The 24,533-nt window shown below is 54.3% G+C and carries 30 protein-coding genes; 5 read left to right on the top strand and 25 right to left on the bottom strand.

Annotated features, from left to right (window positions below; genetic code table 11):
- Window positions 1-9: 9 nt before the first annotated feature.
- The 13 genes from K5Y30_RS09540 to K5Y30_RS09600 all read right to left on the bottom strand — a co-directional run bounded on the left by K5Y30_RS09540 (window position 10) and on the right by K5Y30_RS09600 (window position 11,191).
- Complete coding sequence (locus K5Y30_RS09540) at window positions 10-810, bottom strand: transglutaminase family protein (RefSeq protein ID WP_101761813.1); 801 nt, start codon at window positions 808-810, stop codon at window positions 10-12.
- On the bottom strand, window positions 807-1,736 hold the full coding sequence (locus tag K5Y30_RS09545; protein WP_222211175.1) for an alpha-E domain-containing protein: 930 nt from the start codon (window positions 1,734-1,736) through the stop codon (window positions 807-809). Before K5Y30_RS09545 ends, K5Y30_RS09540 begins: the two co-directional genes overlap by 4 nt.
- Window positions 1,730-3,169 carry a circularly permuted type 2 ATP-grasp protein gene (locus K5Y30_RS09550; RefSeq protein ID WP_222211177.1) on the bottom strand — a complete coding sequence of 480 codons (1,440 nt, stop codon included), beginning with the start codon at window positions 3,167-3,169 and terminating at the stop codon, window positions 1,730-1,732. The genes K5Y30_RS09545 and K5Y30_RS09550 overlap by 7 nt, the downstream gene beginning before the upstream one ends.
- A 110-nt stretch (window positions 3,170-3,279) precedes the next feature.
- Window positions 3,280-3,894 (bottom strand): cupin domain-containing protein, encoded by a 615-nt coding sequence (locus K5Y30_RS09555; RefSeq protein WP_222211179.1) that lies wholly within the window; start codon window positions 3,892-3,894, stop codon window positions 3,280-3,282.
- Between the two features lie 278 nt (window positions 3,895-4,172).
- Window positions 4,173-5,093, bottom strand: coding sequence for a flagellar motor protein MotB (locus tag K5Y30_RS09560; protein ID WP_222185451.1), 921 nt, complete (start codon window positions 5,091-5,093; stop codon window positions 4,173-4,175).
- Window positions 5,093-5,956 carry a flagellar motor stator protein MotA gene (motA, locus tag K5Y30_RS09565; RefSeq protein ID WP_222185450.1) on the bottom strand — a complete coding sequence of 288 codons (864 nt, stop codon included), beginning with the start codon at window positions 5,954-5,956 and terminating at the stop codon, window positions 5,093-5,095. Before motA ends, K5Y30_RS09560 begins: the two co-directional genes overlap by 1 nt.
- A gap of 6 nt (window positions 5,957-5,962) precedes the next feature.
- Window positions 5,963-6,661 (bottom strand): FliA/WhiG family RNA polymerase sigma factor, encoded by a 699-nt coding sequence (locus K5Y30_RS09570; protein ID WP_222211181.1) that lies wholly within the window; start codon window positions 6,659-6,661, stop codon window positions 5,963-5,965.
- Window positions 6,662-6,670: 9 nt separating this feature from the next.
- Window positions 6,671-7,138, bottom strand: a complete 468-nt coding sequence (locus K5Y30_RS09575; RefSeq protein WP_222185448.1) for a flagellar basal body-associated FliL family protein — start codon at window positions 7,136-7,138, stop codon at window positions 6,671-6,673.
- Between the two features lie 4 nt (window positions 7,139-7,142).
- On the bottom strand, window positions 7,143-8,168 hold the full coding sequence (locus K5Y30_RS09580) for a flagellar hook-length control protein FliK (RefSeq protein WP_222211183.1): 1,026 nt from the start codon (window positions 8,166-8,168) through the stop codon (window positions 7,143-7,145).
- Window positions 8,168-8,470: a hypothetical protein gene (locus K5Y30_RS09585; protein WP_222185446.1), complete on the bottom strand. Its 303-nt coding sequence runs from the start codon at window positions 8,468-8,470 to the stop codon at window positions 8,168-8,170. Before K5Y30_RS09585 ends, K5Y30_RS09580 begins: the two co-directional genes overlap by 1 nt.
- Window positions 8,467-8,850, bottom strand: a complete 384-nt coding sequence (gene fliS, locus K5Y30_RS09590; RefSeq protein ID WP_222185445.1) for a flagellar export chaperone FliS — start codon at window positions 8,848-8,850, stop codon at window positions 8,467-8,469. Before fliS ends, K5Y30_RS09585 begins: the two co-directional genes overlap by 4 nt.
- A gap of 12 nt (window positions 8,851-8,862) precedes the next feature.
- Complete coding sequence (gene fliD, locus K5Y30_RS09595; RefSeq protein ID WP_222211185.1) at window positions 8,863-10,155, bottom strand: flagellar filament capping protein FliD; 1,293 nt, start codon at window positions 10,153-10,155, stop codon at window positions 8,863-8,865.
- A gap of 187 nt (window positions 10,156-10,342) precedes the next feature.
- Window positions 10,343-11,191 (bottom strand): flagellin, encoded by an 849-nt coding sequence (locus K5Y30_RS09600; protein ID WP_222185443.1) that lies wholly within the window; start codon window positions 11,189-11,191, stop codon window positions 10,343-10,345.
- Window positions 11,192-11,659: 468 nt separating this feature from the next.
- Here K5Y30_RS09600 and K5Y30_RS09605 point away from each other — a divergent pair, with 468 nt between their 5' ends.
- Window positions 11,660-12,595, top strand: coding sequence for a transcriptional regulator (locus K5Y30_RS09605; RefSeq protein ID WP_222185442.1), 936 nt, complete (start codon window positions 11,660-11,662; stop codon window positions 12,593-12,595).
- The gene (locus K5Y30_RS09610) at window positions 12,570-13,034 is read left to right on the top strand and encodes a hypothetical protein (protein ID WP_222185441.1); all 465 of its coding nucleotides are present in this window, start codon (window positions 12,570-12,572) and stop codon (window positions 13,032-13,034) included. Before K5Y30_RS09605 ends, K5Y30_RS09610 begins: the two co-directional genes overlap by 26 nt.
- 2 nt (window positions 13,035-13,036) lie before the next feature.
- Here the strand turns inward: K5Y30_RS09610 and K5Y30_RS09615 are convergent, their stop codons facing one another.
- From K5Y30_RS09615 to K5Y30_RS09670, 12 genes are all read right to left on the bottom strand, one after another.
- Window positions 13,037-14,065 (bottom strand): hypothetical protein, encoded by a 1,029-nt coding sequence (locus K5Y30_RS09615; protein WP_222185440.1) that lies wholly within the window; start codon window positions 14,063-14,065, stop codon window positions 13,037-13,039.
- 5 nt (window positions 14,066-14,070) lie between these two features.
- Window positions 14,071-14,979: a flagellin/flagellar hook associated protein gene (locus K5Y30_RS09620; protein ID WP_222185439.1), complete on the bottom strand. Its 909-nt coding sequence runs from the start codon at window positions 14,977-14,979 to the stop codon at window positions 14,071-14,073.
- Window positions 14,980-14,989: 10 nt separating this feature from the next.
- Complete coding sequence (flgK, locus tag K5Y30_RS09625) at window positions 14,990-16,360, bottom strand: flagellar hook-associated protein FlgK (RefSeq protein ID WP_222185438.1); 1,371 nt, start codon at window positions 16,358-16,360, stop codon at window positions 14,990-14,992.
- A gap of 64 nt (window positions 16,361-16,424) precedes the next feature.
- Window positions 16,425-16,718 (bottom strand): rod-binding protein, encoded by a 294-nt coding sequence (locus K5Y30_RS09630; RefSeq protein WP_222211187.1) that lies wholly within the window; start codon window positions 16,716-16,718, stop codon window positions 16,425-16,427.
- Between the two features lie 2 nt (window positions 16,719-16,720).
- On the bottom strand, window positions 16,721-17,785 hold the full coding sequence (locus tag K5Y30_RS09635) for a flagellar basal body P-ring protein FlgI (RefSeq protein ID WP_255606639.1): 1,065 nt from the start codon (window positions 17,783-17,785) through the stop codon (window positions 16,721-16,723).
- Between the two features lie 61 nt (window positions 17,786-17,846).
- The gene (gene flgH / locus K5Y30_RS09640; RefSeq protein ID WP_222185435.1) at window positions 17,847-18,527 is read right to left on the bottom strand and encodes a flagellar basal body L-ring protein FlgH; all 681 of its coding nucleotides are present in this window, start codon (window positions 18,525-18,527) and stop codon (window positions 17,847-17,849) included.
- Window positions 18,528-18,580: 53 nt separating this feature from the next.
- On the bottom strand, window positions 18,581-19,366 hold the full coding sequence (flgG, locus tag K5Y30_RS09645; protein ID WP_222185434.1) for a flagellar basal-body rod protein FlgG: 786 nt from the start codon (window positions 19,364-19,366) through the stop codon (window positions 18,581-18,583).
- Window positions 19,367-19,380: 14 nt separating this feature from the next.
- Window positions 19,381-20,112 (bottom strand): flagellar basal body rod protein FlgF, encoded by a 732-nt coding sequence (locus K5Y30_RS09650; protein ID WP_222211191.1) that lies wholly within the window; start codon window positions 20,110-20,112, stop codon window positions 19,381-19,383.
- A gap of 2 nt (window positions 20,113-20,114) precedes the next feature.
- The gene (gene flgE / locus K5Y30_RS09655; RefSeq protein ID WP_222211193.1) at window positions 20,115-21,302 is read right to left on the bottom strand and encodes a flagellar hook protein FlgE; all 1,188 of its coding nucleotides are present in this window, start codon (window positions 21,300-21,302) and stop codon (window positions 20,115-20,117) included.
- Between the two features lie 11 nt (window positions 21,303-21,313).
- Window positions 21,314-22,024, bottom strand: a complete 711-nt coding sequence (locus tag K5Y30_RS09660) for a flagellar hook capping FlgD N-terminal domain-containing protein (protein WP_222211195.1) — start codon at window positions 22,022-22,024, stop codon at window positions 21,314-21,316.
- 2 nt (window positions 22,025-22,026) lie between these two features.
- A complete protein-coding gene (gene flgC / locus K5Y30_RS09665; RefSeq protein WP_222211197.1) occupies window positions 22,027-22,452 on the bottom strand; it encodes a flagellar basal body rod protein FlgC in 426 nt (141 codons plus the stop codon).
- A gap of 2 nt (window positions 22,453-22,454) precedes the next feature.
- Entirely contained in the window at window positions 22,455-22,805 is a 351-nt protein-coding gene (locus K5Y30_RS09670; RefSeq protein WP_222185429.1) for a flagellar basal body protein, read from the bottom strand.
- Window positions 22,806-22,890: 85 nt separating this feature from the next.
- On the opposite strand from K5Y30_RS09670, the gene flgA reads away from it, so the two are divergent.
- The 3 genes from flgA to K5Y30_RS09685 all read left to right on the top strand — a co-directional run bounded on the left by flgA (window position 22,891) and on the right by K5Y30_RS09685 (window position 24,436).
- Window positions 22,891-23,655, top strand: coding sequence for a flagellar basal body P-ring formation chaperone FlgA (gene flgA, locus K5Y30_RS09675; RefSeq protein ID WP_222185428.1), 765 nt, complete (start codon window positions 22,891-22,893; stop codon window positions 23,653-23,655).
- 68 nt (window positions 23,656-23,723) lie between these two features.
- Window positions 23,724-24,008, top strand: a complete 285-nt coding sequence (gene flgM / locus K5Y30_RS09680) for a flagellar biosynthesis anti-sigma factor FlgM (protein ID WP_222211199.1) — start codon at window positions 23,724-23,726, stop codon at window positions 24,006-24,008.
- Window positions 24,005-24,436: a flagellar protein FlgN gene (locus K5Y30_RS09685; protein WP_222211200.1), complete on the top strand. Its 432-nt coding sequence runs from the start codon at window positions 24,005-24,007 to the stop codon at window positions 24,434-24,436. The genes flgM and K5Y30_RS09685 overlap by 4 nt, the downstream gene beginning before the upstream one ends.
- Window positions 24,437-24,533: the final 97 nt, after the last annotated feature.

Here is a 24,533-nt window from a genome sequence, read left to right on the forward strand (position 1 = left end):
CTGTTCTGATTACTGCTGCGCATGCACCTGAAGCACCGCAGCCACCGCCAGCATATCTTCACCGCCGCCGCCCAGCCGCATACCGCGCACCGGACAGGCATCGAGATAATCCACACCAACCGCCAGACGTAAATGCTGGCGCGTGCTGCGGGTATTATTGGTGATATCAAAGCTGTGCCAACTGCCATCCAGCCAGGCTTCAACCCAGGCGTGAGTGGCAACGTGCTCAACGTTTTCAGTATAGAGATAGCCGCTTACATAGCGCGCCGGAATTCCCAGAGTGCGACAGCAGGCGAGAAACACGTGGCTGTGATCCTGGCAAACGCCACTGCCGGCGGCAAATACTTTCGCGGCGGTATCGGTTACCTGGGTGCTGCCGGGACGATACGGCATCTTCAGCAGCAATTCATCCATCAACTTTTCCAGGCTGGCGAGCGGCTTTTCCGGCCGCCAGTAGCGCTGGGCAAACTCGCGGATCTCGGGATTGGGCAGCGTCAGCGGCGTGGCGCGCAGAAACACCAGCGGCGACAACGCGCACTCCGGATCGGGTGCCCACTCGCCGGCATCAAGGATCTCCACCACACCGCGCGCGGCGATATCGAGTTGCTGATGCGGCGTATCCAGTGTTAGCACATGCATCACGTTGCCGTAAGCATCCTGCGTGCAGGTGGCTGCGCAGGGCAGCTCCAAATCCCACGAGATAATTTGCTGATGCACCGAATTTTGCGGCGTCAAACGCAGATACTGGGTGCTGAGTGTCACCTGCTGCTCGTAGGCGTAACGGGTTTTGTGCTCGATGTTCAGTCTCATTTCGCCTCCAGATAGGTGTGATTGATGCTGTCTGCCAGCGCGTTCAGGCGCGTCAGGAATGCATTGAGCCAGTGCGTTAACCCTTCCTGCGTCAAGCTTTCCCAGGTGCTGAAACGCATCTCGGCCAGCAGCACGGTGATCAGATAACGCGGACGATCTTCGCCGCTGCTGCCGATCTGTTCGAGCTGGGTGGCGATCTCATCAATACAGGAGTGCAACGATCGCGGACTTTCGCTGCGCAGGATCAGCATCTCATTCACCAGATCCGGCAAAAGCTGCTGCTTGAAAATGGCGTTGTAGGCTTCACGCGCCGATACCGCGCGCAGCAAGGTGTCGAGGCGATAATATTCGCGCACCGAATCGGACTGCTGCTCCAGCAGTTGCTGATTGACGCTCAGCAAACGCGCGGTGCCGTCGCTGCGCTCCATCAGCGTGCCGATGCGGATAAAACTCATGGCATCGCCGCGCAGCAAGGTGCCGAACATCGCGCCACGAAACAGGTGCGAGCGCTCTTTCACCCAATCGAAAAAGCTATCGGCGTTGGCGCTGGTGATGCCGCGCCGCCGCGTGTTGCGCATCTCAATCCACGTCGAGTTGATGCTCTCCCACACTTCCGACGACAAACTGCCGCGCACCGCATGCGCGTTGTTCCACGCCTCCTGCCAGCAGCTGAAAATGCTGCACGGATTGCGGTCGTCAAGGGCGAAAAAGTTGAACAGCTGCGGCATGGTGAAGCGGCCGTTGAGGGTTTCAAACAGTTCACGCGTGCCGGTGAGATTGAGCGGCAGCAGCAGATCGTCGCCCTGATCACCGCGCACCGGCATTAACGACAAACGGTTGGTGACGTCCAACACGCGTGCGAGTTGTTCTGCGCGCTCAAGATAGCGCGCCATCCAATAGAGGCCACTGGCCGTGCGGCTTAGCATGATGCGTCATCCTCCAGAACCCACGTGTCCTTGGTGCCACCGCCCTGCGACGAGTTCACCACCAGCGAACCTTCGTTCAGCGCCACGCGGGTTAAGCCGCCGGGCACCAGACGAATATCCGCGCCGCACAGCGCAAACGGGCGCAGATCAATGTGGCGCGGCGCGAGGCCGTTGTCGATAAAGGTTGGGCAAGTGGAGAGCGACAGCGTGTCCTGCGCGATGTAATTTTCTGGCCGCGCTTTAAGGCGATCGCGGAAATCACTCAGCTCCTGCTGGCTCGCTACCGGCCCGATCAACATGCCGTAACCGCCCGCGCCGTGTACCTCTTTCACCACCATTTTTGCAAGGTTGGCCAACACATAGGTGAGATCCTGCGGTTTGCGGCATTGCCAGGTTGGCACGTTATTGAGGATCGGATCCTCATCGAGGTAGAAGCGGATCATATCCGGCACGTACGGATAGATCGATTTGTCATCGGCGACGCCGGTGCCGATCGCGTTCGCCAGCACCACATTGCCGGATCGATACACCGACAATAAGCCCGGCACGCCGAGCATCGAATCCGGGCGGAACGCCAGCGGATCGAGGAAGGCATCATCAACGCGACGATAGATCACATCGACTTTGCACGGCCCGGCGGTGGTGCGCATCATCACCGCGCCATCTTTGACGAACAGATCGGCGCTCTCCACCAGCTCAACGCCCATCTGCTGCGCGAGGAAGCTGTGCTCGAAGTAGGCGCTGTTAAAGCGGCCCGGCGTCAGCACCACCACCACCGGATCGTTGACCGGCGAGCTCTCCCGCAGGGTTTGCAGCAGATGCGAAGGATAACGCTCAACCGGCGCGATGTGCTGCCCGGCGAACAGTTCCGGGTAGAGGCGCATCATCATCTTGCGGTTCTCCAGCATGTAGGAGACGCCAGACGGCGTGCGCAGATTGTCCTCGAGTACGTAATATTCGCCGTCGTTATTGCGCACCATATCCACGCCAACAATGTGCGCGTAGATGTGGCGATGCAGATCGACGCCTTGCATGCAGGGCTGATATTGATCGTTCACCAGCACCTGTTCAGCGGGCACGATGCCAGCTTTGAGGATCAGTTGCTGATGGTAGATGTCGTGCAGGAAGGCGTTAAGGGCTTGTACGCGCTGGCGAATGCCGCGATCGAGCATCGCCCACTCGCTGGCAGGTATGATGCGCGGCACGCTGTCGAAAGGAATTAAACGTTCCGCACCGCCATCGTCACCGTAGACGTTGAAGGTGATGCCGACGCGATGAAACAGCAGTTCCGCCTCTTCGCGCTTGCGCGCCACCGCCTCTTTGTCCGCCTGTTGTAACCATTCCCAGTATTGCTGGTAGTGAGCGCGGTGTTGGCCATCGCTCAGCCACATCTCATCGTAGAAGTGCGATGCTATCTGGTAGCTTTCTTTCATGATTTACCCGGCGCTTGTCTAGAGATATTTCTCTCCTGCACAAACTGTGCCAGAGGCTTGTCCCCGGCATGGCACACGCGCCGCATCAACGGAAATGGCTGTTTTGCACTTTACTGGTGCATCAGCTGCTGCGCGATTGGCAGCCAGATCTCCGTCATCGCGCCTTCGCCACCGGTAAAAGGATCGCGGTGCGGCAGTGGAACATGCTGGATCTTCTCCTTCGACGCACGTAAACGCGACGGCTCATCACGCACGGTTTCCGGGGACATGCCTTCAGGATAGGCGCCAACGGTGAAAAAATCCTCTGAGGCAAACACCTGTTTGTGGCCGACGCCCGCGGGGATCAGCACCGCATCGCCTTCGCGCAGCGTCACCATGCGACCGCTGTCGCCGCCGAATAGCACTTCCGCCCAACCGGCAGCCACGCCCAACACTTCATGGGTGTTTGGGTGATAGTGCGTATAGGGAAAAATCGGCGAACGCCACGCGGCGGGCCAGCCGTTGCGGGTAAAGGTTTTTTCAAACCAGGCGGCGCTGTCTTCGGTTGGGTTTTCATCGTCATACGGCACAATGCCGGGCCAGATGATCAGCGGCAGCGGACTGTTGGGCACGCCGCCCGACGGCAGTGACAGCATCAGATGTTGCGGATTGCTGGAGGATCCAGCAGCGAAGGTGCCGGCGGCGAAAGACATCAGTAACAGCAGGCTGGAGTGGTTGGCAGTCATACTCTTTCTCCGGTTAATCACGATGCTTAATTGTGGCTTACCAAAGTGGCATTGCAATGTGCGCCCACTAACAAAATTTACAAAAAAGAATGATTTAGCTAACTAAAGCCAAATTTATTGGCAACATTATTAACATCGCGTGCTGGTGATTGAGGGTCGCCATTTATGGTGACCTGGCAAGCATGAATGAACTTATTTCGCACAAATTTTAGGCGAAAAAAAACCGGTGGATTTCGCCACCGGTGAATCAAAATTAGCGATTCAAAGGCACTGACAGGTTATCGTAGGCGCTCAGCTATGGGTTTCACGACGTTCTCCCCCTCGCGGCCATAAAACTGGAATAGGGATTCAGCAGCGGCATCGGTTAACACCAGAATTTCAATACGTCGATTGCGTGCACTCATCGGATCGTCTCGATCTCGCGGCATGCGTGACGCCATGGCATTGACCTGCAACACGCGCGCACTCTCCAAACCGCCCCGCTCCAGCGCGCGACGTGCGGCAAGCGCACGATCGCCAGACAGATTCCAGTTGTTATAGGCGGCATTGCCGCTGTACTGCGCGGCATCTGTGTGGCCGCTGATCATGATTTTGTTGTCGATGCGGTTAAACACCGGACCAAGTTCGGTCAACAATTTCTGGAAGAACGGTGTCAACACTGCGCTACCGCGTGGGAACATCATGCGATCCTGATCGTCCTGAATCAGAATGCGCAGCCCTTGTGGCAAGGTTTCCAGCATCAGGTAATTTTGCGCGTTATAGCTGTTGATCATCCGTTGCAGCTGGTTGTGTAACAACACCAACTCCGCATCCGAGCGTGACAGCACGCTGTCTAAATCTTCCTGTGGCTTGCTGCCGGCGTTCAAACTGATGTCAGCCTTACCTTGGCTGACAGTCGCTGGTTGCGTCGGCGGGGAAATTGCCATGGTTTCGCCGATAATCGCCGATCCGCCAGAGTTCTCAACGTCAAAAGGATTGAAATTGGTGCCATCAAAAACCGACGTGCCGTTCAATTGCGCGACAATCTCTTTACGCTCCTCTTCACTCACCGCGCCCATGATCCACAGCACCATAAACAGCGCCATCATCGCCAACGTGAAGTCCGCAAAGGCCACTTTCCACGCGCCGCCATGATGCGCATGGTGTGCCTTTTTGCCGCCGCGTTTGATGATGGTGGTGTGATGCGCATTGTGTTTCATTACGCACCTTCAGTGAGCTGATTGACCCAGCCATCCAGCGTGGCAAACGTCGGTTTGGTATCGAGTGGCAACATTTTACGTCCGGCATCCACCGCCAGCAGCGTCGGCTTGCCCGCCACCTGATTCACCAGCACGGTACGAATGCACTCCAGCACCGCCAGACGTTTTTTCTGGTTCTGCTCCATGGCATTCGCCAGCGGATCCAGCAGGCAGTAACAGAAGAATACGCCGAGGAAGGTACCAACCAATGCGGCCGCCACTTTCACGCCGATCAGCGCGATTGAGCCATCAATCGACTGCATGGTGATAATGATGCCCAGTACTGCAGCACAAATACCAAAGCCCGGCATCGCTTCCGCAACGCGTTGCATTGAGCGTGACGGCTTCAATAATTCTTCTTCCACGGCATGCAACTCAGATTCAAGAATGCCTTCAAGCTCGTGTTCGTTGATCTTGCCCATCGCCATCAGGCGGAAATTATCCGAAATAAAAGAGATAAAGCTTCGATCGGCGATGATCAGCGGATATTTCTGGAAAATTTCGCTATTTTCCGGCACTTCAATATGTGCGTCTAACGCTTTCAAGCCGCCGTCTTGCACCAGTTCCAGCAGTTCATACAGCAGCATTAGTAGCTGCTGCTGAAACTCTGCGGTGTAAATATTGCCTTTAACAGTGCCGCGTACCTGCGACCACATATCTTTCAATACGGTTTTGGAGTTACCAATCACCAACGCACCGGCCCCCGAGCCGAGAATGATTAACAGCTCGCCAGGTTGCCAGAAGGCGCTAAGCAAGCCACCGGCGTGCGTATAGCCGCCAATCACACTGCCCAGCACCACAATTAATCCAATCAGTTTCTGCATGATGTTTTACTCGAAGAATTGTTTGATCTTTTCGCCGATCTTTTTATTGATCTGGCAAACACGGGCTTCAGTCAGATCCAGCACCAAAGCGATCTCTTTCAGGCTCATTTCGTGCTGGTAATAGAGGCTAAGAATCAGCTGTTCACGCTCGCAAAGTGATGCCAGCGCCGTTTTCAGCGTGCGCTGGATGCCCACTTCTTCCTCCAGCGCGCGGCCGCTCAGCGCCTGGCCGAGGCCTAAGCCTTCGCCTGCTAGCAGCTCATCAAAGCTCTCCATGGCACTGGCCGATTCCAGTAGCAGATACTCCTGCACCTCTTCCGCAGTGAGCTTGAGATGCAGACGCAACTCTTCTTCGTTTGGCTCGTGACCGAGATGGCGCGTCAGTTCACGCACCGCATCATTGATTTTGTGAGTTTTCTGACGCAGACGACGCGGACGCCAGTCGTGCAGACGCAGCTGATCCAGCACGGCACCGCGCACGCGCTGCAAGGCATAACCGGCAAAATGATCATCCGGATGGCCGTAACGGCGTAAAGACTCTAATAGGCCCATCAAGGCGATCTGCTCCAGATCTTCCCGATCCATCACGGCATCGGTCTGCGCCGAGAGTTGGCGCACCACACGCTTGACCAGCGGCAGCCACTGCTGAAGATAGCGGCTCTCTTCGACAGGCGTGAGTTCAGCGACTTCATTGAATACGCTCATGACATCCCCTTACTGGAAGACCATTTTGGAGATCATCACGTCGGAGAATGGCTGATCGCTGCCGAACACGCCTTCATAGCGCGCCATCATCTGCATATGGATGTCATCAACGGTCATGGTGCGCACCGCGTCGTATTCCATGCCAGAGAACATCGCGACCAGCACACTTTTCATCTTCGGCAGGTTGTGTTCAGCGGCTTTCAGGCTCTCATCGCTGTTAGCGACGTAGGCCAGATCGAGCAGCAGATAACGCTCTTTGCTGCCGTTGCCTTTCAGGGTGATGACCTGGTTTTTGACTTCCAGATAAAGAACTTGCGTGGGTGCCTCTTTTTTCTCAAACAGCGAAGAGAAGCCTCTGGATTCGCCGGTGCTGCTGGCGGGGTGAATCAGTTCAGTGCCTGCTACAACCAGCGCGGCGGTCAGCACGGAGCTGCTCAACACCAACGCAAAATTGCGAGCGATTGTTTTAGTTTTCATTAAGTTATACCGTTGTCAGTATGGAAAGATCGCGGTGACATTGTTCTTCCGTCACTTCTGCAATGTTGTTACTCAGCACCACTTCCTGTTCGGGCTGTTGACGCGGCGCCTGGCGTTGTTCGCCCTGCTGCTGCGAAATCTGGACGTTAACCGCCACCTGGTTTTGCTCGCTCAGCGCGCCACGTAATTCCTGGCTCACCTGCTGCAATGCGCGGTAAACGTCAGGCTGTGCCGCCTGAATCTGGACCTGCAATTTGCCGCCCTCGTAATGCAGGGCAATATCCAGCTTGCCGAGGTTGGGTGGATCGAGGCGGATGGTGGCTTTCTGCGTGCGCTGATCGACCTGCATCTGCAAGCGATCACCTAAGGCTTCACGCAAAACAGCGGCTTTCTCGTGCGCGGCTTCCGGTAGCGCCAGTGGCGCCTGTGTTTTGAAACCAGGTTGCACGTTCAGCTTGTTTGTAGCGATCGGCTGCTGGCTGTGTGCAATCACCTGCGCGGGTAACATTTTTGCCAGCGGCTCCTCCGGCGATGCCTGCATCATCGCCAAAACCTGCTTGCTGGCATCCCGCGCATCCTGCGGCGTGCGCAGTTTGACCGGTTGGCTAGGCAAAGTTTCAGCCGGCGTTATCACTTGCCCCGCCAGCATGGCCGGTTGGGCAGATTGGGCGTTTTGCGGCAGTACCGCTGGACGCGCCAGCGCCGCCAGTTCAGGCAATTGCTGCGGTGCGCTGTACTGCAAAGGCGTCGGCGTGACGATCGGTGGCTGCGGCGCAATAACCGGCGCGGAGAGCGCGGGATCCAGCAACAGCTGCATCAACTGTTCAGGATCGCCGCTCTCTGGCAACGCATCCTCTTCAGCGACCTGCAGCGGCGGAGCCTGAACCGGTGCTGGCACGCTGCCACCGAGCATAAACATTGGCACCAGCGCCAGCGGCGTATTCGCCAGCTCAGTCGCCCCCGGCGTACCGGGGGCGACTGATGGCGCGCTACTGCCTGACAGAACGAAAGAAGTGAGTGACGGAATCATCAAACACCTCCAACTTCGTCGCCAAACAAGCTGTAAGCCTGTCGGCCTTGACGCTGCGACTGATGCTGCTGCAGTTTGTGGCGCAGCTCATCAATGCGCGTGCGACACTGCGCCGCAACCTGCTGATGGCGCTGCTGGAGCATTTTTACTTGCGCTAACGTGGCTTCGCTCAAACTCTGCTGGCGCAGTTGCAGCAACAGATCGTTGATCTGTTTGTCAATCTGCATGACCTGTAGCCAATCATCATTTTGCGCGGCCTGCTCTAACGCCGTGCTTAATGCCACAAACTGCTGCTGGCTCATGGCTGCATGCCCTCCCAGCCTTCGCGCAGTGTCAACAAAACCCCTTCAACTTCTTCAATCTGGGCAACAGACAAATTGTGGCTGGCGTCGTACAGGCGATAAACGCAATAGTCGTAAAGCGATGCCAAACGTAGCGCCAGTTCGCCACCGCGCTCGAAATCCAGAGCGCTGGTCAGCGCATTGAGAATGTCGATACTTTTGGAAATGCTGCTGGCTTTACGTTCAAAGCGTTTCGCAATTACGTGCCCTTTGGCACGCACCAGCTCATCCTGTAAACCGGTGAACAGCATCAGCACCAGCTGATGCGGCGTGGCGGCGGCGGTGCGGATCGCCAGATCTGCATCGTTATAGCCATGAATTTCGGAAGTATTACCGTACATATTTCACCTTCATTAGCCGAAGAAGTTCCCCAATGTGCTCTCCATCTGCGACATAGCAGCCTGCGCACGCGTGAATTGCTTCAGATAGCGTGCATAACTGGAGTCATAGCGCGTCTGGATTTGATCGGCTTTGGTTGTCAGTTGCGTATTTTGGCGGTCGAGTGAATCCTGACGGCTTTTAATCGAGCCGGTCGAGGTGCTGAGGAAGCTATCAAGACCTTTGTCCATCTTCTTGATCATCCCGTCCGCGCCACCGAACATCGCATCGAGTGCTGCGGGGTTGTCTCGCACCGCTTCAAGGAATTTTTCGCTGTCGATTTCAAGCTTGCCGGCTTTATCCGTTGAGACGCCAAAATCGCTCAGCTTTTTGCCGTTGGTGGTTTGACGCAGCAGTGAAGTCATCTGCTGTTCCAGCACGCGCAGGCCGGAATCGCCCGCCAGTGCGCCGCGCTTCTCTTTATCGCCGCCGCTTTTGGTCAGTTCGTCGAGTTTGGCAAACAGCGCGTTGTAGGCATCGGCAAATTTCTGCGCCTGCTCTTTGGTTTGCGTCTCATCGTTTTCCACGCTGATCACCAGCGGACGAGCAGGATCCGTTTTCTGCACCACATTGATTTCAACGCCGGGAATCACATCTTTAAAGGTGTTGGAGTCACTGGTGATCGCCATTTCACCGATCTTGATAACCGCGTCACGAGCAGCCGAGATCGTTGTGGCGTTGCCGATCGCCTGGCCGAACTCAGACGTTGGATCACTGGTGGTGATCTCAAAGCTATTTTTCTCACCGGTTTTTTCACTGCCCATCAACATGCGGGTTTCACCGTTGACCTTCATCAGTGATGCCGTTACGCCGGGATTGTCTGGATGTTTGTTAATGGCATCACGCAGGTCCGCCATACTCTCAACGCCGGTCAGATCGATATCGATCTCTTTACCATCCACGGCAATCGTCATGGTGCCAGTGGCATTTTTGACTTTGTCATCGGTCATCTCCGCAAATGAGTCTTGCTTTGCGGCGGCAGTTTCATTCACTTCAACCTGGTACAAACCTTTGCTGGCATTGGCGCTGGCTTTGAGGTTGACGTAGCCTTCCATGTTTGGCTTAGCGCTGTTCTTCACCAATTCGCCATTGGCACCAAAGCCTTTCAGCGCGGTACGGAAATCAGTCAGGGCCGTTTTCAGCGCAGTTAACGCACTCTGCTCGTTGGTGACTTTTTTCTGCTGCGCCTGCAGACGAGACTGCATCGCGGCAATGCTGTTAGTGGCGAGGATTTCCGCCCATTGGGACGGCTCCATATTCATGTTCATGCTTTTCTCCTACGGAATGACTTTTTAATAGCAATCAGCGTGCCAGTTTTAATTTTTGTTTTTATTCAAATATTTATGTAAAAATTAAGGAAAGTTTATTTCCGCCTGAGGGGAAGAAATAGTCATCGCAGGCGGAAATAAAAACACCGCCTCAAGAGCGGTGTTTTTTAAATTACAAATAGAGGGATTAGCCCAGCATACCCAGAACCATCTGGCCCATGCCTTTAGATTGGCTCAGCATCATCTGGCTGCTCTGCATCAGCATTTGATGACGGCTCATTTTTGAACCTTCTTCTGCGAAGTCAGCATCACGGATGGTGCCGAGGTTCAGCTCAGTGTTGTCTTTCATGTTTGCCAGGTTAGCCGCAGTGTGACCCAGACGGTTGATGTTGGCACCCAGGTCAGAACGGATTTTGCCAACTGAGCCCAGTGCATCAGTCACTTTCGACAGCATGGCGTTAGCACCTGAAGCACTACCAGAAATACCGCCTGTGGCCAGAGCGGTCAGCTTAGTTGATACGCCACTCAGTGAAGTGCTCAGATCAACTTTCAGGACTTCGTCCTTAGATGCGCCGATCTGGAACTGCATTTCCTTAGTCAGCTTGCCATTACTTGCATTGCCGGTAAGCAATTTCTCAGTACCGTAAGAGGTGTTTTTCATGATGTTGCCCAGTTCTGCATTCAGTGCATCAAACTCAGACTGCATCGCGGTACGGTCATCTTTGTTGTTGGTGTCATCCGCAGCCTGAGTTGCCAGGTCTTTCATGCGGAATAGGATGTTGTTGACTTCATCGAACGCACCTTCAGCGGTCTGCATCATGGCAGTCGCTTTCGCGATGTTGTTCTGTGCAACGCCCATACCACGCGCCTGACCATCGAGGCGGGTTGCGATCTGCAGGCCAGCTGCGTCGTCAGCTGCAGAGTTGATACGTTTGCCGGTGCCCAGACGCTCCATTGCGGTAGACAGTGCAGAGTTTGCACGGTTCATGGAGTTAGTAGAGGCCATAGCTGCTGAGTTTGTAAACATAGTTAACATGAGGTTTATCTCCAAAGGTTGGAATCCGTTGATTCCGTTTCAAGTAACAGGAGAAAACGGCACGCTAATTGAATCTCTTAAATGAACTTAAAATATTTTAGCGAAAAAAATATTATTTTCTCGCTGCAGTTAAAATAAGAGGAAATAAAGGCGACAGCGTTAACATATAAATTAAATCATAAGGCCACGACAATAAAAAACCCATAACAATATGAAGGTAATAACTTTTATTCTATAATCTACATTGAGCCCTATTATTTTGTTTTATTTAAGAGCTGGACTTTTTTTTAAGACTACCTTATCCCGATTAATTGCATCTCAACGCATCCTTGTTAAATTGACGGATTGAAATCACTCGTTTTTGAGACTAATCTTGCTGATTAAAATAATTAACATCTTGCCATGTGTTTTGACGCCGCGCCGATGGGCGATGACGATGCCCAACACACCAAGGGAAACAACGTAACGATGACGTCAGATTGCATTATTAATCACTGGTTACTTGATATTGCCAGTGCTTCATTAATTCACCAGAAGAGCGGCGAACAGCGGCGACTCGGTGAATATCAGCTGAAATTGCTGGTGGTGCTGATTCAGCATGCCGGACAAATCTTATCGCGCGAAGAGTTAAATCAGCTGGTTTGGGAACGCCGCGTTATCGGCAGCAACAGCTTGCCAAATGCCATTCATGCGCTGCGCATCGCGCTGGAAGATGACGGTAAACAGCAGCTGATCATCAAAACCGTGCCGAAGAAAGGCTATATTCTCGAAGCGGAATTTTGCCATTTCCAGCGACGTATAAATGAAGAGGATGAAGAAGAGAGCAGTGTGCAGTTATTGACTATAACGCCGTCGTCATCGATGCCTGCAGAAATCCTTCAGGTATCGCATGAATCCCTGGAAATGCCAGATACGGCATCTTCACCGTCTGCGACAGTGATCAACCCGCCACCGCAGGTTGAATCCTCCCCTGGTTGGATCGCGCTGTTTGGCCTGACGCTGGTGATTTTTCTGATGTTGGCAGGCTGGGTGCTCCAGTCTGCCCTACACGATAAACCGCAAATGGCAGAGATACCGATTGAAGGGGTAACACAGATCCGACTGCTGCACCTGACAAAGACGCCATTGGATATCAGCAGCCTGGAACTGGACACGTCAAAACAGATCAGTGATACGTTGCGTCAGCTCAATACCACCTTGAAAGAGCGTAATGTGCGTATGGATATCTACTATTCTGCCACTGGCAGCGCCGTTAATCTCACTCTGAACCTCAACAGCACTTGTGCGCATCAGCAATTGGCCATGGCAATTTTTAATGCGACTGAGAACCCACAGGCGCTGAATCAATTGTTAACTGAAGAAACGGAGAGAAAGCTGAATGAAATGGCGCCTTGCAACTCTTAGCCTGGCCTCAGTGACCCTGTTGCTGCTGGCTACAGCATCGCTACGCGGCTGGTTGCCATCATTTAGTCACCAGGTATTTGATGCAGACTTCACCGGAAACGATGTAGAGATGGGTATTTATGATGTGGAAAACGGTCAGCAGGAATTTTATCTGCCCTTTTTTGCCGTTAAGTCTGAAAGCGTGATGATGACCTTATCCAGCAAAGCAGCCGATAGTCAGTTTATTGCCAGAATACTGTTAAATCCTCAGGCTGAGACACGCATTGGCATGATTTATAGCTATCAACCGCTGGTTGTTCACTCCATCAAAGATAAGCCGCTATTAAGGAGCATTTTTAACTTCAATGCTCACAACGGCGTTAGCTTTAATAGTGTTGAATTTGAGGGCAATCGTATACTGGTAATGCCTTCAGGATTGCTGATAAACCAGCAGCATTAATCTCAGGCGCGCAGCAACGCTGCGCTGCCCAACACGTTTTTCACGGTAGCGCGCGGCACGTTAGCTTGCGCGCCCAGTGCATCCGCTACACTGCCATAATTACGCTGACCTAACTGCTGCGCGACATCCTGAGCGGCGCTATTCGCCCGCGCACTGCTGAAATTCGACATACTATCAATACGTTGTTGCACCAGCGCTTTGGTGCGGACTAACTGCTTACGCTGATGTGTCAGTTGCTCCAGCGTGCTATCGAGCGCAGGCTGCAACGATTCCAGCTGTGCCGGATTCGCCAGCACGCGCGCCACTTCATCCTCAAGCGTGGTTTCAGCCTGCGGTTTAATTGGGAAAAACTGACTATGTGGATAACGTTCGCCGCCGCCCTGCACGCTCAGATGTTGGTTCACGCGCGACCAATGCTGTTCATCGACCTGAAACTGGACTTCGCGTTGCGCATCCAGCTTGCCGTGAATGCCCCATTTGCCCAGCGCCTTGTTTAGACTCAATAACGTCTGCTGCGGCGTGCTGTCGGCAGCAATCGCCGCCGCGCTAATTTCGCGCTGCTGGCCTGCCAGGGAAAACGTCAGCAGTTCTGGCTGCGGATTATTAACCAACGCCTGGCCATCGCGCAGCTGGAAGTTAACCTGCGATTTCCCCTCTAGCGACACGTGCAGCTGGCGATTAACACTGCCGCCGGAAAGCGTTTGGCGTTGTGCCAGCAGCGATTGCAACGTCTGCGTCTCGGCTAACGCCGTCTGGCGATCGCCGCGACGGCTTATCGCATGGTTCACTTTCAGCAGCTGAGTTTCGGTCGCCTGCAGAAAGTGATCGGCCTGCTGCACACGCGTCAGCTGTTGATTCAGCTGGACGTTATAGCGCAGCGGCTGTGAGGAAATCAGCGGCGCATCGGGAAAGTTACTGGTTTGACGCGTAGCGGCGTTGGCAACATTACTGACCGGCGCTTTTGCGTTAAGCGGTGTGCTTTGTAGCACGGGACGCAAGCCCGATGATAAACGATTCTCCACCTGCATCATGCTCATTACCTTAAGTTAAACAGCGACAGTGAGGAAACCTGGTTGTAGACCTGATAAGAAGACTGCGCCGAAACCATGTAACGATTAAGATCGAGCATCGCAGTAGGCATATCCAAGCCCTGCAGCTCTCCTGCTACTTCATCATGAATCATTTTATTATCCTGATGCGCTTCCTCTAATAACGTCATGTTGTTCTGACGTCCGCCGAGCTCGGTGAAAATCGCCGCAACGTTATCGGAGGTGGATTGCACCTGACCAATCATGGCCGTGAAGTCATCGGCATAGTCTTCTGGCGCAATGGTCGGATCGGACATTTTCTCCAGTAACGACTCCAACTGGTTAAGCAGCTTCATGTCATCGCCAAAGGCTGCCGCCAAATCGGTGTTGGATTTCGTCAGGACACCATGCGCCACCGGCGTGTAGTTACTTTCGTGGTTGCCGGCAAAGGTCCATTCACCGGTAGTCGCATCGCGCACCACGGGTTGCTGATTGGTTTTGGTGCCCGCAAACAGATAGCGACCGCTTTCATCACGGCTGTTCATCTGCTCCACCAGCATATCTTTCATGGCGCTGAGCTCGGTGGCATAACCGGCCATATCGACTGCGCCGTGGCTGCTATTGTTAGCCTCACGCAACTTATCCAGCATGCTCAGTAGCTGCTTACTGCTCGAATCTACCAGCGTTTCCTGCTGGCCAAGGCTGTGTCCCAGACGTTCAATGTTGCGCTGATACTGACCGATCGACGCCTGCTCCCGACGAATCTGCGCCAGTTGCGTGCTGGCAATCGGATCGTCAGAAGGATTGATAACGCGCTTTTGCTCGTTAATCTGCGTCATCAATTTGTTGAGCTGGTTGGTGTTGCGTCCAAGACTGTTCAACATGGTGTTAGAGAAACTTAAGCTATTCACTCGCATGGTATTTTCCTTAGAACAGCGCCAGCAGATCGGTGAAGATTTGATCGCCGGTAGCAATCACTTTCATATTGGCCTGATACGCTTGGGTGTAGTTGGTTAGGCTGATGTACTCTTCGTCGTAGTTCACCGCGCTATAACTATCACGCTGCATCACCGCATCTTCTAACAGTGCAGCCGCTGCCGTGAGCTCGGTTTGATTCTGACGACTTTTAATGCCGATGGTGCTGATCAGCGATGCGCTGGCGCTATCCAGCGTTGAGTCACCAATGCCCGGAATGTTGAAGGTTTGGGTTTTAATACCAATCAACGCCAGCAGGTTTTTATTGTCGCCGGTGGCCGTCGCATCGCTGGAAAATGCCAGTTCATCCCAGGCGAGATCGTTAACCTGCAGCATGCCGTTAGGATTGCTGAGATCGAAGTCAAACAGCGGTTTGCCGGCATTGCCTTTCAGATCGAAACCTAAGGCGAGCTGATCGTTGAAGGCATTGGCCATCGATTCCGCCATGCCAATAATGCTCTCTTCAATACCGTTGAGGGTATTGACCTGATAATCATGCAGCGCGCCAAACGCGCCACCGGTTTTCATATCCACCTGATAGCGGCTGCCAGCAAAATTCAGCTGCAGGAAGGGCTCACCGCTGGCGTCCTTCTCCATCGACAAGCTTCCCACATCACTGCCGCTTACTAACGGCTGACCCGAAGGGAGCATCAAGCTGTATTCGCCTTTCTCATTCTCCTGCACGCGCACGTCGACGTAGCCGCTGAGCTCGTTCACCAGTTCATCACGCTGATCGCGCAGGATGCTGGTATCGCCGCCCATCGCTTCGGTCTCTTTGATGCGCTTGTTGTACTCCGCGATGTTGCCGCTCACGCTGTTGATTGAGACGGTTAAATCACGCTGCTGCTGCTGGCTGTTAGTGCGCTGCTTTTGCAGAAAAGATTGGATGTTGTTGAAACGCGTCGACAGCGCGCGTGCTTCGGTCAACACATCCTGGCGCATCGCCTGGTTGTCCGGCTTCTCACTGGCGCCGCTCAGGGATTTAAAGAAATTATCTAAACCGTCACCGATGCCGCTGGTATCCGTACCCAGTAACTTCTCAAGCGCACCGAGGTAGGTTTGTCCCTGGTCGAAATAGCTGGTTTGCGTGTTGGCACGCCAAACCTGACCGATACGGAATTGATCGGCCATGCGGCGGATATTCGTCACTTCCACACCGTTGCCGCTGGACAAGCGCAGATTTCCCATCGGGCCAATTGCCTGCTGCTCAACACGCTGGCGGCTGTAGCCGTGAGTGGCAGCATTGGCAATATTCAATGCGGTCACGTTCATGCCGATACGTGCTGCGGTCGCGCCGCTATAACCGATATTAATGATGCTCATTTTTTCCTCTCGCACTCACCGTTTCTGCCTGGGCAGAGCGACAAGAATGCTACGTTTATTAAACCTACTTCGGCGATAACTGCTGAATGAGTACGTTGGCGATGCCAGTGCTGCGCTGGCTTGCCAGTTCCTGCGCTAGCGCATCGTCATAAAAATCACGCAGATTGCGCGCTTCGCGGCTGCTGAACATGCCGCTTTCACCGGCAAATGCATCGGTGCCTTTACGCATTTCACTCAGCATGGTGCGCAAGAACATCGCTTCAAATTTCTCGGCCGCCTGCTCCAGATTATTAGTTTGCGCACTGCCCGAGATGCCATTGGCCAGCGGGCTAAATGGCGTTGAGATACGATCAATCATGATTAGATCACCACCAGTTCTGCATCGAGGGCGCCCGCTTCATGCAGCGCCTGAAGAATTGCCATGGTGTCGTCCGGAGCCGCGCCGAGGCTGTTGATAGTATTCACAATGCTGCGCAAGCTGGTGCCTGCAGGAACGGTCACCATCTGGCCGTGACCGCGATCGACGCTGATATCCGATTCCGGTGTCACTGCGGTTTGGCCATTGCTGAACGGGTCTGGCTGGCTGACGTTTGGACGCTCGGCAATGGTGACGGTGAGATTGCCGTGTGCGACAGCGGCGGCACGTACCACAATGCCTTCACCCAACACGATGGTGCCGGTACGCGCGTTGAACACCACGCGCGGCGGCTGTTTACCGGCGTTGATCTGCACTTCTTCCAGCATCGACATAAAGGCCACGCGCGCGGATGGATCACGCGGCGCGTTGACCGAGACGTTGGTGCCACTTTTTGCTACGGCAGTACCAGCACCAAATGCCTGGTTCAGCGCCACGGCGATGTTATTGGCGGTTTTAAAGCTTGGGCGCTTCAGGTTCAGCATTACATCGCTGTTATCCTGGAAATCGCTCGGCACTTCGCGTTCAACCGAGGCACCGTTAGGAATACGGCCTACGGTGGGCGTATTGATAGTGACGCTGGAACCGCTGTCGCCTTCGGCTTTCACGCCGCCGACCACCACATTGCCCTGCGCCAGCGCGTAGACTTCACCATCGGCACCGCGCAACTGCGTTAACAGCAAGGTGCCGCCACGCAGGCTTTTCGCATCGCCAATCGATGAAACGGTGACGTTGATGGTCTGGCCGCGTGCATACATCGAAGGCAGCGTGGCGCTCAGCGCTACCGCTGCGACGTTTTTTACTTTCGGGTCGATTTTTGGCGGCATCTGCACGCCAAACTGGCGCAGCATGTTGGCCAGCGACTGGCCGGTGAATTTCACCTGGCTGCGATCACCGGTGCCGTCGAGGCCGACGACGAGGCTGTAACCCACCAACTGGTTATCACGCACGCCCTGAATATCGACCAGCGAACTCAGCGCCTGCGCTTTGGCGTGATTAGATGCCATCATTCCGGCCGCGAGGAACAGCGGCAGCAGATAGCGAACGGTCATTCTGATCATGTTCTTCACCTTAAATCGGGAACAGCGGATGGTTGAAGAAGCGTGTGAGCCAACCCGCTGAATTGGCATCACTGAGCGCACCGCGCCCGGCATAGGAGATACGCGCATTGGCAATGCGCTGGGATGAAATACTGTTATCGCGTTCAATGTCATCGGCCCGCACAAGGCCGGTTACGCGCATGTACTCATCGCCCTGATTGAGCGTTAACCACTTCTCGCCGCGAATCGCCAGCACGCCATTCGGCAGCACTTTATGCACCGCAACGGAAATCGATCCGCGCAACATGTTCTGCTGCGCCGAGGTGGCGTTACCGTTGAAGTTACGGCTGCCCTTAATTGAGCCGCTTAAATCATCAAAGGTTTTGCCCATCGCCGACGGTACGCCGAGCTCGACATCGTTCTTTTTGCCGAAGTTGGTGCGCGCCTGTTTGCTCGACTGCGTCGATTCATCAAGGCGCACGGTGAGGATGTCGCCCACGCGATAAGCACGACGATCCTGCATCAGCGACCATTGATATTGGGTGTTGTAGAGTCCACCACCGCTAACGCGCGTATCTGGCTGTGCCAGATCCTCTGGCGGCGCATAGGCGGCGTCATCTTTTTGCACCAGCAGCGCCGGACTTTCACAGCCGGTCAGCAGCAGTGCGGCGGTGAGTAAGAAACCGCCGGTGAGTTTTTTTGTCAGTGTCATTGTTGTTATGGCCTTGCAAGGTGGGCGGAAGAACACCTTCCGCCCAAAAAAAATTACATCTGCTGCGTGACGAACTTCAGCATGTCATCGGCAGCCGACACCATTTTGGCGTTCATCTCGTAAGCGCGTTGCACGGTGATCATGTCAACCATCTCTTCCACCACTTGCACGTTGGAACCTTCCAGCGAGCCTTGTTCCAGCTGGCCAAAGGCTTCTTCGCCCGGTACGCCTTCTACCGCTTCACCGCTGGCGGCGGTTTCGCGATACAGGTTGCTGCCGGTTGCTTCCAGCCCGGCTGGATTCACGAAATTCACCAGGGTGATTTGGCCGAGTTCAACCGGATCGGTTTCGCCCGCCACGGTGGCGCTGACGGTACCGTCCTTACCGATGGTGAGATTTTTGGTGCCTTCCGGCAGCTCAATCTGTGGAATCAACGGCAAGCCCTGCGCGTTGGTCATCACGCCATCTGCGCTGATTTTCAGGTTGCCTGAGCGGGTATAAGCGATGTCGCCCTCAGCGGTTTCTACCTGGAAAAAGCCCTGGCCGGCAATCGCCACATCCAGCTCCTGCTGGGTGTTTTTCATCGCGCCCTGGGTGAACTGCTTCTGCGTACCGAGGATCTTCACACCGCTACCGAACTGAATGCCGGTTGGCGTCTGGTTGTTCTGGTTCAACTGGGTGCCCGGCGCACGCTGCGTTTGATAGAACAGATCTTCAAACACCACGCGATCGCGTTTGAAGCCGGTGGTATCAACGTTCGCCAGGTTGTTGGAGATGGCGGCCATTTTGGCGTCCTGCGCCGCCAGACCGGTTTTACTGACCCAAAGAGCTGGATTCATTTCTTCGCTTCCTGTTAGCTGCCGCGGATCAGGCGATTGCCTGCCTGCACGAGGGTTTCTGCGGCTTTCATCATTTTGATTTGCGCTTCAAATTGACGGCTGAGCGAAAGGGTTTGCACCATCTCATTCACCGCCGAGACATTACTGCCTTCCAGATGCTGGCTCGCCAGCTGCACATCTTCGCTACGCGGCGCGGCAAGGCGGTTAGCCGTCAGCCAGCCGTCGTTGCTTTTACGTAGCTGATTGGCGGGAATGTCCACCAGCTTGATGCGCTCGACATCCATCGCCGCCGCCACGTTGCCATCTTCTGGAATGATGGTGATGGTGCCGTCATCGCCAATCGCGACCTGCGAAAACGGTGGCAGCTGAATCGGCCCGTTTTCACCGTTCAGCGGTTTGCCGCCGATCGACAGGTTGCCCATATCATCGATGTCAATGTGGCCATTGCGGGTGTAAAGCTCTCGACGCCCTTCACGCACCGCAATCAGGCCATCGCCTTTGATGCCGATATCCAGCTCACGACCGGTTTCCTGCAGTGCGCCATGCGCCATGTTGATGCCGCCGCTCTCGCTGCGCACCTGATGACGGCTGTTGTAGCCACCACCCGCCACGGCTTGCGTGGTGGCACGTTCGAGATCGGCACGAAATCCTTCGGTATTGGCATTCGCGAGGTTGTTGGAGTGAATCATCTGTTGCGTCAGGCTGCGATTGGCGCCGCTGACGGCGGTATAAATCATGCGATCCATAATTACAGCGCCTGGAACAGGGCGTTCATCATCGAATCATTGGTCGAGATGACTTTGGTATTTGCCTGATAGCTACGCTGCGCGCTCATCAATCCAACCAGCTGTTCTGTCATATCGACGTTCGAACCTTCCAGCGCCGCAGATTTAATAAAGCCGTTTAAGCCACTTTTCGGAACGCCAAGAATCGCCTGGCCGGACTGATTATTTGCAGACCATGCCGTGCCATCTTCGGAGCTTAGGCCATTAGGATTAGCGAAGTTGGCCAGCACCAGTTGGCCTTGCAGCATGCGCTCGCCGTTGCTGTAGGTGGCATAGACTTTGCCATCGTCATCAATGCTCTCACCGTTTTTCTCACCGGCTGCATAACCGTTCGGGCTATTTTTAGATACATTAAACTCCGAGCCATACTGGCTGGTTCCCGCGTAATCCAATGCAATTGCAAGGTCAGCTGCGCCTGGAATTGTCGCGGTAATGTTTGTCGCACGGGTCGGTGACGTCAGTACCCCATTATTGCTGAACTCCAGCGCCTGTGAAGCAGGCGTGGCGGCTTTGCCATCGACAAAGTAGTGCGCTTCCCATTTGTTTTCGGCGGTTTTGACGAAGTACTGCTCCAGGGTGTGTTCACGGCCAAGGGAGTCGTAAATTTTGCTGGTGTAGGTGTTGTTATAGCTTTTACTATCATCTTTATTGAATGTCGTAACGGAGGGCACTTCAGAATTGGCATTCAGGTTGCCAGTAAAGCCCATGCTGTCGGTGGCCTTTGCGGGAATGCTACCTGCAGAAATTCTCAGGTCGCCAATCACGCCCGTTTGTAACTGTCCGCTGGCATCCACCGGATACCCCTGCAGGCGCTTGCCTTTAGAGGAAAGATAGCCCTGGCTGTCCGTTTCAGTGGTGCCATCGCGGGTGTAGCTGAGGTTGCCGCTGCTGTCGCGAGTCATAAAGAAGCCGTTACCAGAGATCGCCAAATCAAGGCTACGTCCTGTTCCATTGAGGCCGCCGTTTTGGGTGATGCTTTGGGAAATGCTATTGACACCGACGCCCATGGCCTGGCCACCAGCATAAAGAGAGGAGAACTCAGCACGCATCGATTTGTAACCCACGGTGCCACCGTTGGCGATGTTGTTACTGATGGCGCTCAGCTGTTTGGTAACCGCATTCAGGCCAGAGGTTGCAATATTAAAGCTCATGAAAAAAATCCTTAGGAAAAGCGACGTAAAGCATTCACGTCAGGAGAAGGGAGCGGCGTAGGCGCCGGATTTTTACTGCTGCCAAACTGACGAAGGGTGTTGTAAGCCACTTCGCCGAGGCCAGGAATATTGATCATCGGTGCACCCGTCTGCGGATCGAAACGCACACTGTTCACGATGCCCGCGATCTCAATCGGGATGTTGGCTTCACCCACATCGGTGACTACGCTCAGGGTGTACTCGCCATCGGCAAGACCAAGCGCGGCGGGATCGATAGTAAAATTGACATCGCCTTGTGGCTGCTTACCCAGCTCGAGCTTGGTCTCTTTACCCGCGCTGTCCTTGATGTGCAGCGTGACGTTTTCCGCCGGATGCTGCAGATTGATACGTCCATCAATGTTGTTGCCTTCCAGCTTGATGCTGTTGCTGCTGGCATATACCTGCTGGCCTACCAGATTCGCCATCCCCATCGCCTGCATGCTTTCGGCCATGTAATAGACGCCGGTCATGGTGTCGTTGAGCGTCTGCATCGATTCCATCTGCGACATCATCGACAACTGATTGATGTACTCCGCGCTGTCGGTGGGATTGGTGGGATCCTGGTTCTGGATCTGCGCCACCAGCAATGTCAGAAACATGCTGCTGGTGCCGCCGTTGCTTTGCGGAGTCTGCCCATAGGTATCCACGCCCGCGCCGCTATTGTTTACGTTATTCACGCTCATACTTAAGCTTCTCCCAGACGCAGCAGGCTTTGCTGCATGCTTTTCACACTGTTCAGCACTTCCACGTTGGTTTCAAAATTGCGGGAAGCGGACATCATGTCGGCCATCTCTTCTACCGTATTGATATCGGGATAGAAGACATGCCCCTGTGAGTTGGCTAATGGATTGCCTGGCTCGTAGCGGCGCACCGCACTGCCGGTTTCCACCACATCCAGTACCTGCACGCGCGCACCCGCCAAAGCAGGTGCATCCATCAGCTTGCTGTTCTGATAGATGGCGGCAAACACCGGACGGCGCGCCTTGTAAGTTGCAGCTTCGCTTGCTGCCGGTGATTCCGCGTTCGCCAGGTTACTGGCGATGGTGTTCAGGCGGACGGTTTGTGCCGTCATCGCTGAACCCGAAACGCGATAAATGTCGTTGAAAGACAAAATTATTTCCCTTCAATGGCCTGCTTCAGGCCGATAAATTTGCTGCTGAGAAATTGCAGGCTGGTTTGGTAATCCAGCGAGTTTTTCGAGAACTCGGCCTGCTCAACGTCCAGCGCCACAGTGTTGCCATCGGACGATGGTTGATACGGCACGCGATACTGAATTTCTGGCGAAGAAGTGAACGAATTTTTCAACATTGAACGTTGCATCTCTGCGGCAAAATCAATATCTTTAGCCTGGTAATTCGGGGTATCCACATTTGCCAGGTTAGCCGTTAACAGCTCTGCTCGCGAAAGTCGAAGCTGTAGTGCGGCGGGATGCATCCCCAGCGCTTTGTCAAAACTTATCCCCACTTGGTGTTCCTCATCAGTTGCGATTCACACGCTTTAAAGCAAACAGCGTGCCAACTTATTAATCTATTGATTTGGTGAGATATTCATGAACACACTGTGTTACACCAGGAAGTTATTTTTCCGTCTAATCCCGCTCAGCCTGCTGATTTTTTCAACACCCATTTTGGCCGCACCTGAAGCGCAAACCGCACGTAAGCAGATCTACAATCAGGCCGTCGCCAACGCGACCGCCGATATCCAGCGCATTGCCAAACAGAAAGGCTGGAAAGATTTCAGCAGCAAACTCAATGTCTTTATTCCTACTGAAGTGAGCCGTTTTCAGCGCTGCCCGCGTCCCTTAACCTCGGCATTACCGGCGGGCGACCGCATGGATTTGGCGCGTCTGCGTTATGACATTCGCTGCGACGGTGCCAACGGCTGGGAAATCGCCGTGACGGTGAAACCGGATGTCTACCTGCCGATTCTGGTGGCGAAAAATATGCTGGATCGCGGCAAACAGCTGGCTGCCAGCGACGTGGAAATGAAGAAGCGTAATATTGTGGGGCTGCGCGACGGCTTCCTTACCAACCCCGACGATGCAGTCGGTTTTACGCTGAAGAAACGCGTGCGTGAGTTGCAGGCGATCGCACCAGCCCATCTCGATCAGCCGGTATTGATCGAACGTGGTCAGCAGATTGTGATGATTGCCGAACAGGATGGCGTGCAGGCTAAGATGATGGGCGAAGCGCTGAAGAAAGGCCGTAAAGGCGACATCATTAAGGTGCGCAATCTGCAAAGCCAACGCGTGGTGAGCGCACGTGTTGATGAGCGTGGCGTAGTAAGAATGCTGGTGGCACCGGGGGCTCCCTAAAAGCGGAATTTAAGTTTCCGCAAGCCGGTGTCGTTGTGCTGGGATATGCCGTAATCGACCCGAGACAGATGACTATGAAAATCACCCGTAATGAAGCTGGCATCACGCCAGTGACTCAATCAGTGACTACATCGCTGAATGATGCACCTGCTGCGCATAAAAATGAACGTGCCGCAGCGCGCAACAACAAAACCGAGCAAGGCCCAATGCAAGCCGCACAGCAGCAATTGCGTGAGATGCCCGAAGTTGATGCTACCTTTGTGAGCGCCATGCAGGATGCCGTAAAATCAGGCCGTTTGCAGGTGGATACCGACACGCTGGCGCAAGCCATGATGGACTTCTATCGCTCATGAACACCACTGCAGAACGGGTAAAAACGCTACTGCGCGATATCAAACAAGACACGCAGCACTACGATGCGCTGACGGCGCTGCTGCAGCAACAACGTGAAGCGATGATCGCCTGTGATGCCATACATCTGCAGTCAGTGAATGAGCAGTTGCTGTCTATATATCAGCAGTTACACGGTTCGGCCCAACGCCGCAGCGAAACCTTGCAGGCGTTGAAACTGGCTTCCGATAGCCGTGGCATCAGCCAGCTTATGCCGTACTTGCCTGTCGCGCTGGCACAGCAAGCGGAAAGCTGGTGGCGCACGCTGGAACTGAGCGCATTGGCCTGCCAGCAGATGAACGAACGCAATGGATTATTGCTGTCGATGCAGCAGGAAACGCTGAATTCTCTGACCGGACAAGGGCAGCAGAACTTCCTGTATCAACGATAACATCCCGCTTGTTGTATAAAAAAGTCGCCAAACTGGCGACTTTTTTGTTTTCCGCTGCAGAGAACCTGAACCGATCGCCATAAATGGCGACCCTACG

Origin of the sequence: Pantoea sp. DY-5 (assembly GCF_019795955.1) — a bacterium.
Classification (GTDB): Bacteria; Pseudomonadota; Gammaproteobacteria; order Enterobacterales; family Enterobacteriaceae; genus Pantoea; species Pantoea leporis.

Coding starts and splice junctions, on each gene's coding strand:
- K5Y30_RS09540 (WP_101761813.1), bottom strand. CDS start 810: ATGAGACTGAACATCGAGCACAAAACCCGTTACGCCTACGAGCAGCAG.
- K5Y30_RS09545 (WP_222211175.1), bottom strand. CDS start 1,736: ATGCTAAGCCGCACGGCCAGTGGCCTCTATTGGATGGCGCGCTATCTT.
- K5Y30_RS09550 (WP_222211177.1), bottom strand. CDS start 3,169: ATGAAAGAAAGCTACCAGATAGCATCGCACTTCTACGATGAGATGTGG.
- K5Y30_RS09555 (WP_222211179.1), bottom strand. CDS start 3,894: ATGACTGCCAACCACTCCAGCCTGCTGTTACTGATGTCTTTCGCCGCC.
- K5Y30_RS09560 (WP_222185451.1), bottom strand. CDS start 5,093: ATGAAACACAATGCGCATCACACCACCATCATCAAACGCGGCGGCAAA.
- motA (WP_222185450.1), bottom strand. CDS start 5,956: ATGCAGAAACTGATTGGATTAATTGTGGTGCTGGGCAGTGTGATTGGC.
- K5Y30_RS09570 (WP_222211181.1), bottom strand. CDS start 6,661: ATGAGCGTATTCAATGAAGTCGCTGAACTCACGCCTGTCGAAGAGAGC.
- K5Y30_RS09575 (WP_222185448.1), bottom strand. CDS start 7,138: ATGAAAACTAAAACAATCGCTCGCAATTTTGCGTTGGTGTTGAGCAGC.
- K5Y30_RS09580 (WP_222211183.1), bottom strand. CDS start 8,168: ATGATTCCGTCACTCACTTCTTTCGTTCTGTCAGGCAGTAGCGCGCCA.
- K5Y30_RS09585 (WP_222185446.1), bottom strand. CDS start 8,470: ATGAGCCAGCAGCAGTTTGTGGCATTAAGCACGGCGTTAGAGCAGGCC.
- fliS (WP_222185445.1), bottom strand. CDS start 8,850: ATGTACGGTAATACTTCCGAAATTCATGGCTATAACGATGCAGATCTG.
- fliD (WP_222211185.1), bottom strand. CDS start 10,155: ATGAACATGAATATGGAGCCGTCCCAATGGGCGGAAATCCTCGCCACT.
- K5Y30_RS09600 (WP_222185443.1), bottom strand. CDS start 11,191: ATGTTAACTATGTTTACAAACTCAGCAGCTATGGCCTCTACTAACTCC.
- K5Y30_RS09605 (WP_222185442.1), top strand. CDS start 11,660: ATGACGTCAGATTGCATTATTAATCACTGGTTACTTGATATTGCCAGT.
- K5Y30_RS09610 (WP_222185441.1), top strand. CDS start 12,570: ATGAAATGGCGCCTTGCAACTCTTAGCCTGGCCTCAGTGACCCTGTTG.
- K5Y30_RS09615 (WP_222185440.1), bottom strand. CDS start 14,065: ATGATGCAGGTGGAGAATCGTTTATCATCGGGCTTGCGTCCCGTGCTA.
- K5Y30_RS09620 (WP_222185439.1), bottom strand. CDS start 14,979: ATGCGAGTGAATAGCTTAAGTTTCTCTAACACCATGTTGAACAGTCTT.
- flgK (WP_222185438.1), bottom strand. CDS start 16,360: ATGAGCATCATTAATATCGGTTATAGCGGCGCGACCGCAGCACGTATC.
- K5Y30_RS09630 (WP_222211187.1), bottom strand. CDS start 16,718: ATGATTGATCGTATCTCAACGCCATTTAGCCCGCTGGCCAATGGCATC.
- K5Y30_RS09635 (WP_255606639.1), bottom strand. CDS start 17,785: ATGATGGCATCTAATCACGCCAAAGCGCAGGCGCTGAGTTCGCTGGTC.
- flgH (WP_222185435.1), bottom strand. CDS start 18,527: ATGACACTGACAAAAAAACTCACCGGCGGTTTCTTACTCACCGCCGCA.
- flgG (WP_222185434.1), bottom strand. CDS start 19,366: ATGAATCCAGCTCTTTGGGTCAGTAAAACCGGTCTGGCGGCGCAGGAC.
- K5Y30_RS09650 (WP_222211191.1), bottom strand. CDS start 20,112: ATGGATCGCATGATTTATACCGCCGTCAGCGGCGCCAATCGCAGCCTG.
- flgE (WP_222211193.1), bottom strand. CDS start 21,302: ATGAGCTTTAATATTGCAACCTCTGGCCTGAATGCGGTTACCAAACAG.
- K5Y30_RS09660 (WP_222211195.1), bottom strand. CDS start 22,024: ATGAGCGTGAATAACGTAAACAATAGCGGCGCGGGCGTGGATACCTAT.
- flgA (WP_222185428.1), top strand. CDS start 22,891: ATGAACACACTGTGTTACACCAGGAAGTTATTTTTCCGTCTAATCCCG.
- flgM (WP_222211199.1), top strand. CDS start 23,724: ATGACTATGAAAATCACCCGTAATGAAGCTGGCATCACGCCAGTGACT.
- K5Y30_RS09685 (WP_222211200.1), top strand. CDS start 24,005: ATGAACACCACTGCAGAACGGGTAAAAACGCTACTGCGCGATATCAAA.